The sequence below is a fragment of the Vibrio sp. RC2502 genome, assembly GCF_054850435.1.
The window spans coordinates 575,530-588,102 of the sequence record NZ_CM141453.1; the positions used below are offsets into that span (position 1 = coordinate 575,530).

Genomic DNA, 12,573 nt, shown 5'->3' on the forward strand with positions numbered 1-12,573 from the left:
GAATAATACCAATACAAAAACTAACCCAACTCGTTTGGGTGGCATATTATAGAAATCCTAAATAAACAACGGGTTGTATGTATTGTTGAGTGGTAACGACTCTGTTTTGAAAGATCTTTCGTCACGATACTCTGATTTCTGAACAATATGTCTGTCGGTTGGTAAGTAAAATAGGCAACGCAGACAAGGTATTGAGGCGGGGTTGTGGAGTGACCTGCCGTAGAATGAATCAAGGACAAAACCATGACTATGATTTGTGCAAAAGAATTTGCAGAGTGGTTAAGACACAGATTTAGCAGTGATCCCAAGGGAGTTTTATTGACTCGTGAAGATGTTAATCACCTGACGGGACGTCAGCGTCTCGATCCGGGATTTGTTAATGATGTGCATTACGAGCTAATGCAATATGGAATGGCTTTCGTTACAGATACGAGCAGGGAAAACTTCTATTTAATTCCTGTATCTCAAGCTGAAAATTGGCGTGAAAGACTCGAGTATCACTTTGAGAAAGAGTTGTTTTGCAATATCTATCCAATCGAAAAATCAGGATAAAAAAAGGTTCAACTTTGTTCGCAAAGTTGAACCTCATTTTATTTAGGCGAGTCCCTGAATCACCACAAACTTTTCAAGCAATTGCTCTTCTGTCTCAATGTGGTTTGGATCAGTAATAATACATTTTGTTATTGGACAAACTGACTGACAGGTAGGCTTTTCGTAATGACCTTTGCACTCAGTACATAAGTTAGGGTCGATTTCGAAGATGCTGTCTCCCATGCTGATCGCGCCATTCGGGCATTCCGGATCACACATGTCGCAGTTAATGCATTTGTCAGTGATGAGTAACGCCATGATTACTTACCAGTAGGGTTACGAGTGTCCTGGCCTGCGTTTAGATTGCGCATCAACAGACCGTATTCTAGGTCCATGTCTTCAGGAACAGGAATGAATACGAAGTGGCCGTTACCTTTTGCGTCTTCAATTGACTCTGATTTGCGGTTTTCCATCGCTTCTAAAGTGAAAACAACGTTACCTTTTGGTGTCATTAACTCCAGGCTGTCACCTACAACGAATTTGTTTTTCACTTCAACTTCTGCCATGTCGCCACGACGTTTACCTGTGAACTCACCAACAAATTGTTGTGCGTCAGAGACTGAGTAACCGTAGTCGTAGTTTTGGTAAGTATCGTGTGTATGACGACGCAGGAAACCTTCTGTGTAACCACGGTGAGCTAGGCTTTCTAGTGTACCCATTAGGCTTTCATCGAATGGTTTACCTGCAACTGCGTCGTCGATCGCTTTACGGTAAACTTGCGCTGTACGTGCGCAGTAGTAGAACGACTTAGTGCGGCCTTCGATTTTTAGTGAGTGAACACCCATCTTAGTTAGACGCTCTACGTGCTGAACCGCGCGTAGGTCTTTTGAGTTCATGATGTAAGTGCCGTGTTCATCTTCGTAGGCAGCCATTTTTTCTTCTGGACGATGCGCTTCAGAAAGCAGAACCACTTCATCCGTTGGTTTACCACGACCGATAGTGGTTTCAGGGCGCTCGTCTTGAACTTCAACAGGCTGTGCTTCAGTTGGGTCAAACTTCTCAACGATGTCGCCAGCGTCGTTTTCTTTGCCTTCTTCAACTTTGTATTCCCAACGACATGCGTTAGTACATGTACCTTGGTTAGGGTCACGCTTGTTAATGTAACCAGAAAGTAGGCAACGACCAGAGTAAGCCATACATAGTGCACCGTGAACGAATACTTCTAGTTCAGTTTCAGGGCAATGCTCACGAATTTCTTCGATTTCTTCTAGAGAAAGCTCGCGAGAAACGATTACACGTTCAACGCCATTCGCTGCCCAGAACTTAACGGTTGCCCAGTTTACAGCGTTTGCTTGTACAGAAAGGTGAATTGGCATTTCTGGGAAAGCTTCACGAACCATCATGATTAGACCAGGATCTGACATGATCAACGCGTCAGGGCCCATCTCAACGACTGGTTTAAGGTCACGAATGAAGGTTTTTAGCTTCGAGTTATGTGGTTGGATGTTGCATACCACGTAAAGCTTTTTGCCTAGGGCATGTGCTTCATCGATACCGATTTTTAGGTTCTCGTGGTTAAACTCGTTGTTACGTACGCGTAGGCTGTAGCGAGGTTGGCCAGCGTAAACTGCATCTGCGCCGTAGGCGAATGCGTAACGCATATTTTTCAGGCTGCCCGCTGGAGACAATAGCTCAGGTACGAATGCTTTCTCAGTTGTCATTGCTCAATTCTCTTTTATCTGATCACAAGTCAGGCCAATTCCACCTTATGGAAATGGGGCGCAAATTTTACGTCAAAATGTGAACTGTGACTAGGAGAATTGTGCTTTAGATGAACAAACGCCCTACAAAAAGTGAGGGCGTATTTATTAAAAAGTAGGGTTATCTTATGCGTTAGGGTTAGGCAGGCCGCCTAGCGCTTCATATAGATTTGGTAGGAAAGCGCTGAATTCACCGCACATTAGTGAGAAGTCAGCATCAAAGCGAGCCGCTTGATCTTCACGTGGGATATCGTCGTTTTGATCTTTCAACTCATCTGAGAATTTTAGACGTTTGATGCCGGAATCTTCAGCCATGATGAACTCGATTCGGTCTTGCCAGTTAAGCGCAAGTTTCGTCACGACTTTGTCAGCTGCGATGTGATTGCGGATTTCATCTGTGGTCAGCTCTTGCTTCTTACAGCGAATCACGCCACCTTCTTCAAGTACCGATTTTAACTCAGCTTCGTCCATCATGGTGATGCCTTGCGGTGTGTTACCTGTTTTAACCCATTCAGTTAGCGTGGTTTCAATTGCTACTTCTGGAATCGCAGGAACAACAGGTAAGCTACCCATGGTTTTACGCAGTAGCGCTAATACGTCTTCTGCTTTTTTGTAGCTGCTTGCATCGACAAGGATGAAGCCTTCTTTTGGCATAATCAACACGTGAGTGTGGCTGCTGCGGCTAAAGGCACGAGGCAGCAAGTCCATCACGATGTCATCTTTTAAGTTGTCTTTCTCTTTCTTCTTCAGAGGGCGACCTTCTTGCGCTTCCATAGCGTCTACTTTTGCATTCAGAGACTCTTTAATCACAGAAGCAGGCAGCATTTTCTCTTCTTTTTTTGCACAGATCAGAATGCGGTTTTCTGACACGTGCGTCATCATGTCGCCATGTCGACCCATAGCACTAACCCAACCAAACTTTTGTTTATCTTGGCTACCACAAGGGGTGAATCGAAACTCAGCGAGTTGAGTTTCTAGTTGATCGGCGTTGAAGTTAACCTCGCGGTTAACGCGATATACCAGACAGTTTTTAAACCACATAAATCTTCTCTAGGCTTGATGACAAGGGAGTAATCATAGGGAATTTTTGAGCTGATGTCTTAATAGAAATGAAAAATATCAGGATGAACCCCAAAAGAAAGTTATATGAAAATTTGTTTTCAAAGGTCACAAAAGTGTCATAATTGGTAGTGATAATGCTTATGCATCGAGGGGCGCTTTGTCTCTTAAATTCATTAGCTCAACAAACATAAGGTTACTCAATTATGTCTAGAAGGATTCTAGTTGTTGAAGACGAAGCTCCAATTCGTGAAATGCTTTGCTTCGTGCTTGAACAAAAAGGTTACCAGGCGGTAGAGGCGGAAGATTACGATACTGCTGTAACCAAACTGGCTGAACCCTTCCCTGATTTAGTATTACTGGATTGGATGTTACCTGGCGGTAGTGGCATTAATTTTATCAAACACATGAAACGTGAAGAGCTTACACGCAACATTCCTGTTGTGATGCTGACTGCTCGCGGTGAAGAAGAAGATAAAGTTCGCGGTTTAGAGGTTGGTGCAGATGACTACATTACCAAACCGTTTTCTCCTAAAGAGTTAGTTGCTCGCCTTAAAGCGGTTATTCGCCGTGTTACGCCGACCGCATTAGAAGATGTGATTGATGTTCAAGGTCTCAAACTCGATCCTGTTTCTCACCGTGTTACTGCGAATGATGAAGCGGTTGATATGGGGCCTACCGAGTTCAAGATGCTGCACTTCTTTATGACCCATCAAGAGCGTGTTTACAGCCGTGAGCAGCTGCTAAATAACGTGTGGGGCACCAATGTTTATGTTGAAGACCGTACTGTTGACGTTCATATCCGTCGTCTTCGTAAAGCACTGGAAGCTGCCGGTCACGACAAACTGATTCAAACCGTTCGTGGCGCTGGTTACCGCTTCTCAACAAAGGCTTAGATTTTTACGCAGCTTATCAATGCCATTTCTGGAGTAATGAGTGGTTGAAAGATTAACGTGGAAAAAGCTGGCCTGGGAGCTGGCTTTTTTTTACACCCCTTGGGTGATAGTGGGGTGGATATTCGGTTATATGCCGTGGTTGCTTTTGGCTGCCACGGCTTTGCAGCTTGTGTGGCATTTGCATAACCAAGTGCGCTTGTCTTCTTGGTTATGGGATGAAAAACGTCTGACTCCGCCGTCTGGCAGTGGTAACTGGGAGTCTCTCTTTAACGGTCTCTATCGTTTGCAACAGCGTCAACGCCGTAAACGCAAAGAGCTCACCAATCTAATCCGTCGCTTTAGAAACGGTGCCGAATCATTGCCCGATGCTGTCGTAGTATTTCGCGCGGAAGGCAACATTGTTTGGTGTAACCGATTAGCTCAACACCTGTTAGGCTTCCATTGGCCAGAAGATTCCGGTCAACCTATCTCGAACCTGATTCGAACTCCAGATTTCATCAAGTACCTCAATAAAAAAGATTTCTCCGAACCGCTAGAAATGCGCTCGCCGTTGAATGTCGAACGTATGTTAGAACTGCGTATCGTGCCTTACACGGAAGGTGAACACCTGATGGTGGTGCGTGACGTGAGCCAACTTAAGCAACTCGAAGGAATGCGTCGTAACTTCTTCGCCAACGTTTCTCATGAGCTACGTACTCCGATGACCGTACTACAAGGTTATCTGGAGATGACGGAAGACCCAGACATGATCGTCGGCCCGATGTGGACTAAAGCGCATGGGGTGATGACGGAGCAGCTTAACCGCATGAATAGCTTAGTGAATCAACTTCTTACCTTATCTAAGATTGAAGCCGCGCCGATGCATGAGTTGGAAGATGTCGTAAACGTGCCAGCAATGCTTGAAGTATTAGAGAAAGAAGCGATCAGCTTAAGTGGTGATGACCAACATAAACTCAAGTTTGATGTCGATACTAGCCTTCGCGTGCTTGGAGATGATGACCAATTGCGCAGCGCGATCTCCAACCTTGTTTACAACGCAGTGAAGTACACTCCTCCGGGAGCCAATATTCATGTTCGTTGGTATCAAACCGCACAAGGTGCGTGCCTTGAAGTTGAAGACAGTGGTGATGGCATTGAGCCACAACACTTGCATCGACTGACTGAGCGTTTCTACCGAGTTGATAAAGCACGTTCACGCGATACGGGTGGCAGTGGTTTAGGATTGGCAATTGTGAAACATGCGTTGAGCCATCATGACTCACACCTGGAAATTCAAAGTGAAGTCGGTGTAGGCAGTAAGTTCTCGTTCGTACTTCCAAGTCGTTTGGTGGTGAAATAATGGGACGTCGAGTCAGTAAAGCCATCGTTTGTATCGCGCTTATTTGTTCGAGTATGGCGGTTGCTCAAGATAAGCCATTACCGAACTACCATAAAACCACTGGCATTGTTGGTAATTTGCTTTCGGTAGGCTCAGACACTTTGGCGGGGATGACCACACTTTGGGTGGAAGAGTTTAAATCCATTTACCCGAACATCAACGCGCAAGTTCAAGCTTCAGGCTCGTCAACGGCGCCACCTGCTTTAACAGAGCAAACGGCGCAGTTTGGTCCAATGAGCCGCCCGATGCGTTTGAAAGAAATCGAAGCGTTTGAGCGACAGCATGGTTACAAACCTACAGCATTGCGCGTTGCTATTGATGCTATTGGTATTTTTGTGCATCAAGACAATCCCATTCAAGGTTTGAACTTTAATCAATTGGACGCCATGTTTTCCGCTACGTTGCGTTGTGGAGAAAGTCAGTTCATCACTAACTGGCAGCAACTAGGTTTAAAAGCCGAATGGGCGAAGCGCAACTTGCAGTTGTTTGGGCGTAACTCTGTGTCCGGGACGTATGGTTACTTCAAAAGCAATGCGCTGTGTGGCGGTGACTTCAAAACTCGAGTGAATGAACAACCGGGCTCGGCTTCTGTGGTGCAATCTGTGGCATCGACCATCAGCGGAGTTGGTTATTCTGGCGTGGGTTATCGAGTGGCTGGCGTAAGGTTGGTTCCCATCGCTAAAAAGGGGGTTAACTATGTTAGCCCGACTCGTACAAATATTGTCTCAGGTAAGTACCCACTATCACGCTACCTTTATGTATACGTGAACAAGCATCCTGATTACCCGTTGTCTCCAATAGAAGCCGAGTTTATTCGTTTTATGTTCTCTGCTCAGGGACAAGCGTTAGTCGAAAAAGATGGCTATGTACCGATCACTGCAGATTTCGCAGCGGAAGAGTTAAAAAAAGTCGGCCTTTAAGCCGACTTTTTTCATTGTACCGAAAACTAAAAAGTGAGTGTCCACTTCGCACTTGCCCATCTATCTTGTTCTTCCAGCAAATCGGCATGCAGCAACTTATTATTATCTAACCATGCTTCATCGGTACAAGTGAGCATCCATTCATCGCCTTTGATCGATAAAGTGATGTCAGGTAGTGGGTCGTCGTTGCGTTGCCCATTAAGGACTATGGACAGACGAAGAATCTTAATCAGGCTTAACACATCACTTTGTTTGTAGAGGTTGAACTCTGGTAACTCATTGAGCCTTAGCGCTTTGCGTTGAAAGCGTGCAAGCGTCGCCAAGACGAGTTGTTGCTCACGGTTAAAACCTTGAAGGGTTGAATGCAGAAGAATATAAAACGAGTGGCGATGGAAGCTGCGTAGGTTGATGCTTAGCCCAACTTCATGCAGCAGAGCGGCCCATTCTAATAAATCAAACAGTTCGCTTTTCTTTTTAATCCCAAGCTCAGAATGTACTTGTTCAAGCATCTCGCGTGCGTGACCTTTTACGCGTGCAGCGTGCTCGAGATCCACACGATGTTTTTGTGCTAGGTTTTCCGTGGTACGCATGCGAATGTCAGAGCGAGCAAACCGCTCTTCCATTTCATATAACAAGCCTTCTCTCAATGCTCCATCAGAGAAAAACATCTGGTCGATTTTTAGTGCCTGAAAAATCGCAGCTAAAATCGCCACACCAGCGGCAAATACCGGTTTACGTTCATCGGTCAAGCCAGTCAACTGAATATCATCAATTGACGCGAACTCGTTTAAAGTATCAATGAGCTTACTCAGACGCTTTGCTGTGATTAAACCGTCTTCAAAGCCCAGCCCAATCAATACCTCTTGAATCGCTTTGATGGTACCTGATGAGCCGAGTGCAATATCCCAACCTTTCTTGCGGTATTTGGTCGCGATGGACTCTAACTTTTGTTCGGCAGCGAGCATGGCTTTGCTGAAGTTTTTGCTCGATAACTTGCCATTTTTGAAGTACTGCTGTGTAAAGCTGACGCAGCCCATCTGTTTGCTATTAAGCAGTTCTGGCTCGAACTCTTGTCCGATGATCATCTCGGTGCTGCCACCGCCAATATCGACCACCAGTTTAGAATTAGATTCCACTTGAGTGTGTGCGACACCCAAGTAAATTAGGCGCGCTTCTTCCTCTCCCGGAATAATCTCTATCGGGAATGGCATGACTGCTTTTGCTCGTTGGATAAACAAATGCGCGTTTTTCGCTCTTCTTAGCGTGTGTGTAGCAGCAATGCGCACATTGGATTCATCAAAGCCTTGCAGCCTCTCTGCGAACATCGCAAGACACTCCAACGCTCGCTCCATGGAGGCGTGACTTAAATTCAATTCACTGTCTAGGCCAGAGGCTAAACGAACCCTCTGTTTATGGCGACTGATAAGCTGTAGGTCGCTGCCGACCACCTTCGCCACCACCATGTGGAAGCTATTAGAGCCGAGATCGATCGCGGCAATATAGCGTTCATCTTGTTCAAGTATCTGAGACATCTGACTTTTGTCTTCTCGTTTGCTTTTCTATATTTTTAAGATAGTCGTAGATGGCAACTTGTGAGCGAACTTTTTTACGGTTCCCGCGCGGTACATAGCTATTGCTCATCTCTTTGTCTATCAAACGTGCCTTTACTGTATCGGTAAAGTGGATGTTAGTTATATCAATAATTCTCTGTTTCAAACGTGGATCACGAACAGGAGCGGCAACTTCGATACGATGATCGATGTTTCGTGTCATCCAATCGGCAGATGAAATGTAGACTTGAGGATCCCCATCATTGTGCGTGATCACTACGCGTGGGTGTTCCAAAAAGCGATCAACGATACTGATGATTCGAATGTTTTCGCTGACGCCTTCAATTCCTGGAACCAAAGCGCACATGCCGCGGATGATCATGTTGATCTTTACCCCCGCGTTGCTTGCTGCGTAAAGACGGGTGACGATGCCTTTATCGACGAGGTTGTTGACCTTTATGGTTAATCCGGCCTTTTTGCCCGCCTTTGCATTGGCGATTTCATTGTCAATCAGGCGGTAAATTTGGGTGCGCGAATTACGCGGAGAAACCATCAAGTGATTGAACTTCACTGGGCGATAAGGGTTCTCAATGTATCCAAACACGTTGCGCACTTCATTGGTGATTTCTTGGTCTGCGGTGAGCAGCGAAAAGTCGGTATAGATTCGAGCGGTTTTTTCGTGGAAGTTGCCCGTGCCAATGTGCGCGTAGCGAATAATATCGTCACCTTCACGGCGACTGATCATCAATAACTTTGAGTGAATCTTTAAACCGGGCGCACCAAAGATGACGTGCACGCCAGCTTCAGTCAGAACTTTTGACCATTCAATATTTGCTTCTTCATCAAATCGCGCCTGCAACTCAACGACTACAGTAACGTTTTTGCCGTTATGCACTGCATCAATCAAAGAGTTCATCAAGCGAGAGTCTTTGGCTACGCGGTAGATATTAATTTTGATGCTGAGCACTTTCGGGTCAAAGGATGCCTGGCGAACCAATTCACCAATATGGTCAAAGGTGTGATAAGGGTAGTAGAGTAGAATGTCTTTGGCTTTGATGGCTTCGAAACTGTTGGCGTAACCTTCAAAGTCTGCACACTTCATTGGTGGCATTGGTTTGTTTTCGAGGTATTCTCGCCCGACGTTTGGAAAAGCGATGAAATCTTTGAAGTTGTGGTAGCGCCCACCTGGAATTAGGTTGTCGTAATTGGAAATTCTTAGTTTGCTGCACAAGAAGTCGAGCATCTCTTGCGGCATTTCACGCTCATACACAAAGCGTACTGGCATGGCGGTTAAACGTTGGTTTACACCTGCTGACATTTGCTCTAGCAAGCTGTATTCGATTTCATTACGCAAGTCGTATTCTGCATCACGCGTCATTTTCATCGCGTAGCCTGCGAGCTCATCATAGTCGAAAAAGCCTTTAAAAAGCTCGTCTAAACAGTATCGGATGATGTTATCAAGCAGGATGATGGTCTTACGGCGTTTGCCTTTTTGCTCTGGCACCATCACGAAGCGTGGCAGGTGGTCGGTTGGAATTTCGATGAGAGCGTATTGAGAGTGGTCTTCTTTGCGCAGTTCGACGGCGATGTAAGCGTATTCGTCTTTGAGGAATTGCAGCACGTCGATTTCATCTTTCATCAACAAAGGCGTGATATGTGGCATGACTTCTTTGCGGAAGTATTTGGTGATCCATTTTTCCTGCGCTTCATCGAGTTGATGCTCATTGACCAAGAAAATGCGACGCCGTGCCATTTCTCTAATTAATTCACTGTAAAGTTCGTCGAATTGTTCGTTAAGCTTAAGGGCTTTGGCTTGCATCTTACTTAACAGACGCTTGGAGTTGTCACTCCCTCCTCGCTCTTGGTTGATCAAAATACGACGTTTCACATCAGCGAAGCGCACTTTGTAGAATTCGTCGAGGTTGTTGGAAAAGATCCCAAGAAAACGAATACGCTCGATCAACGGAACGGTTTTGTCGGCCGCTTCTTGTAACACTCGTTCATTGAAAGATAACCAACTAAGCTCTTTTTCTATATATAGTTTTTCTGCGCTCATAACCTTACCTAGCCTAAAGTGAAGTAATCGTACTGATCATGGGGATAAACAGACGAGTGAAAACATTATGAGATTTTTGTTACAGATATATTTCATACCACGCATTGCATAAGAGTTGTATTCTTTTCAGGTGTTTAATGTGATCTGTAATATAATTGTCATCTTAACGACATATTCTAGTACTAAGTCAAAAAAGGTAGAGAGATAAATGGCCCAAGCCGAGTTTTCATTGCAGGAAAAAGATAAGAAACGGCTGATTAAAGATCGTTTAGTTCGACTTGCAGTGACATCTGGTGGAGTGGGTGTGCTCGCTGCCCTTATTCTGATCTTCGTCTACCTTGCGATGGTGATCATTCCTCTGTTTTCTGATGCAGAGATCAAACCTAATCACGCGACTCGAACCACGCAAGTGGGCATGCCTCTGGCCATTTCTGTCGATGACTATTCACAACTTGCTTTCGTTTTAACGCAAAGTGGTGAGATTCAATATTTATCGATGGACGCACCTGATAAGCCCGCCATTTATACTCAACAGTTAGCGACTAATCCGGTATCTTTTTCTCAATCGGCTCCTGGCCTTGGTTGGTATGGATTAGTGGATGATCAAGGTCTAGCTCATATCTTCAAGCCAGAATTCAACGCAACGTTGAGAGAAAATACTCGCCCGCCAGAAGTGGTGGCGCTGTCGACGGATATGAATTTGACGCTCACCGACGCGCAAGATCCTGTGACTCAATTTGTCTTCAATGCGTCAACACAAACTCCAACTATTGTTTGGCAGACTCGCAGCGGGAAAGTCAAAGCGCGTTGGCAAGAGAAGTCTGCGCTAGGCGTCGCTCCAACCACGATTGATTTTTCCTTTTCTGCGGGCTTTGACGCTCCCCAACAGATGCTCTTAACACCGGATGGTGAAACGCTTTATTTGCGTGATGGGTCGGAGTTAATTGTTCTGACCAAAGCTGCTCAAAAGTTTACGGTGCGCGAAGTTATCGATCTTACTCAAGGGGATAAAAAGCATTCTGTAAGAACGATTGATTTGCTTGCGGGCGCATATTCCCTGTTGGTGACGCACAATGATGGTCGCGTTTCGCAATGGTTTGATACTTTGCAAAATGATAAGCGAACCTTAACTCATATTCGTGACTTCAAATTAGCGTCTGAACTTAAATACTTATTGCCAGATTCACACCGCAAAGGATTCTACAGTTTCTACACCAATGGTACGCTTCAGAGTCATTACACGACCAGTGAAAAACTGGTGTTGTTTAAGCGAGCTTATAAACAAGCGCCTGCGATGGCGGCAATGTCGAACAATGAACGCTATCTGATTACTTGGAATGATGACTCGTTAAAGGTGGCGGAGGTCGATAACTCTTACCCTGAAGTCTCGCTTTCTTCACTGTGGCAGAAAGTGTGGTACGAAGGTTATCCAGAGCCTGAATTTGTATGGCAATCTACATCGGCCAGCGATAACTTTGAAGCCAAATTTAGCTTGGTGCCGATTGCGTTCGGCACGATAAAAGCGGCTATGTTTGCGATGCTGTTTTCAGTGCCTTTGGCGGTGCTAGGCGCTATTTATACGGCGTATTTTATGTCGCCACGCATGCGTCGAGTGGTTAAGCCGTCCATTGAATTGATGGAAGCACTGCCGACCGTCATCATCGGTTTCCTAGCCGGGTTATGGTTTGCTCCGATAGTCGAAGACCATCTGATTACGGTCGTGGTGATGTTGTTTGTGTTGCCATTGAGCACCATGGTCATGGGGGGCTTGTGGGCTCTGATACCTCAATCTCTGCGTAATCGTCTACCTAATGGATGGCATGCGCTGGTTCTTATGCCAGTGATTTTACTGTTGATTGGTATCGGAGTTTGGATTTCTCCAAGTATTGAACAAACCTTCTTTGGTGGCGACATGCGTTTGTTTTTGACCAATCACGGGATTGGTTTTGATCAGCGTAATTCTTTGGTGGTTGGCCTTGCGATGGGCTTTGCCGTGATTCCTACCATTTTTACCATTGCGGAAGATGCCATTTTCTCTGTACCAAAGCACTTGTCTGATGGTTCGTTAGCGCTTGGGGCCACTCCTTGGCAAACCTTGATTTACGTCGTGCTCCTTACGGCCAGCCCAGGTATTTTCTCCGCCATTATGATGGGACTTGGACGCGCAGTTGGTGAGACGATGATTGTCTTGATGGCGACTGGTAACACGCCTTTGATGGACTGGAACATTTTAGAAGGACTTCGCAGCTTATCGGCAACCATTGCGGTGGAGTTGCCAGAGTCTGAAGTTGGCAGTTCGCATTATCGTTTGTTGTTCCTCGCTGCGTTGATTTTGTTTGTCTTCACCTTTGCTGTGAACGCGCTGGCAGAGTTGGTGCGTCAAAGATTGAGAGATAAATACCGTGCGTTGTAGTTTAGATCAG

The 12,573-nt window shown here is 45.5% G+C and carries 10 protein-coding genes; 5 read left to right on the forward strand and 5 right to left on the reverse strand.

Features of this window, described 5'->3' with window-relative positions; all coding sequences use genetic code 11:
- Nucleotides 1–243 precede the first annotated feature (243 nt).
- Nucleotides 244–552, forward strand: coding sequence for a hypothetical protein (locus ACYJZR_RS02680; protein ID WP_005496359.1), 309 nt, complete (start codon nucleotides 244–246; stop codon nucleotides 550–552).
- A gap of 42 nt (nucleotides 553–594) precedes the next feature.
- On the opposite strand, the gene ACYJZR_RS02685 is transcribed toward ACYJZR_RS02680, so the two are convergent.
- The 3 genes from ACYJZR_RS02685 to rdgC all read right to left on the reverse strand — a co-directional run bounded on the left by ACYJZR_RS02685 (nucleotide 595) and on the right by rdgC (nucleotide 3,332).
- Nucleotides 595–849: a YfhL family 4Fe-4S dicluster ferredoxin gene (locus ACYJZR_RS02685; RefSeq protein ID WP_005460170.1), complete on the reverse strand. Its 255-nt coding sequence runs from the start codon at nucleotides 847–849 to the stop codon at nucleotides 595–597.
- 2 nt (nucleotides 850–851) lie between these two features.
- Entirely contained in the window at nucleotides 852–2,252 is a 1,401-nt protein-coding gene (gene trhP, locus ACYJZR_RS02690) for a prephenate-dependent tRNA uridine(34) hydroxylase TrhP (RefSeq protein ID WP_005496358.1), read from the reverse strand.
- A 165-nt stretch (nucleotides 2,253–2,417) separates the two neighbouring features.
- Complete coding sequence (rdgC, locus tag ACYJZR_RS02695; RefSeq protein WP_005460210.1) at nucleotides 2,418–3,332, reverse strand: recombination-associated protein RdgC; 915 nt, start codon at nucleotides 3,330–3,332, stop codon at nucleotides 2,418–2,420.
- A gap of 224 nt (nucleotides 3,333–3,556) precedes the next feature.
- On the opposite strand from rdgC, the gene phoB reads away from it, so the two are divergent.
- From phoB to ACYJZR_RS02710, 3 genes are read left to right on the forward strand one after another with little or no spacing between them, the layout of a single operon-like run.
- The gene (phoB, locus tag ACYJZR_RS02700; RefSeq protein ID WP_005460184.1) at nucleotides 3,557–4,246 is read left to right on the forward strand and encodes a phosphate regulon transcriptional regulator PhoB; all 690 of its coding nucleotides are present in this window, start codon (nucleotides 3,557–3,559) and stop codon (nucleotides 4,244–4,246) included.
- 40 nt (nucleotides 4,247–4,286) lie between these two features.
- Entirely contained in the window at nucleotides 4,287–5,585 is a 1,299-nt protein-coding gene (phoR, locus tag ACYJZR_RS02705; protein ID WP_005460158.1) for a phosphate regulon sensor histidine kinase PhoR, read from the forward strand.
- On the forward strand, nucleotides 5,585–6,544 hold the full coding sequence (locus ACYJZR_RS02710; RefSeq protein WP_025631379.1) for a PstS family phosphate ABC transporter substrate-binding protein: 960 nt from the start codon (nucleotides 5,585–5,587) through the stop codon (nucleotides 6,542–6,544). Before phoR ends, ACYJZR_RS02710 begins: the two co-directional genes overlap by 1 nt.
- Nucleotides 6,545–6,570: 26 nt before the next feature.
- On the opposite strand, the gene ppx is transcribed toward ACYJZR_RS02710, so the two are convergent.
- Both ppx and ppk1 read right to left on the reverse strand, forming a co-directional pair.
- On the reverse strand, nucleotides 6,571–8,076 hold the full coding sequence (gene ppx / locus ACYJZR_RS02715) for an exopolyphosphatase (RefSeq protein ID WP_042770880.1): 1,506 nt from the start codon (nucleotides 8,074–8,076) through the stop codon (nucleotides 6,571–6,573).
- Nucleotides 8,060–10,150, reverse strand: a complete 2,091-nt coding sequence (gene ppk1 / locus ACYJZR_RS02720; protein WP_005460183.1) for a polyphosphate kinase 1 — start codon at nucleotides 10,148–10,150, stop codon at nucleotides 8,060–8,062. Before ppk1 ends, ppx begins: the two co-directional genes overlap by 17 nt.
- A gap of 208 nt (nucleotides 10,151–10,358) precedes the next feature.
- Between ppk1 and ACYJZR_RS02725 the strand changes: the two genes are divergently transcribed.
- Nucleotides 10,359–12,563, forward strand: a complete 2,205-nt coding sequence (locus ACYJZR_RS02725; RefSeq protein WP_029798109.1) for an ABC transporter permease subunit — start codon at nucleotides 10,359–10,361, stop codon at nucleotides 12,561–12,563.
- The last annotated feature ends 10 nt before the right edge of the window (nucleotides 12,564–12,573 follow it).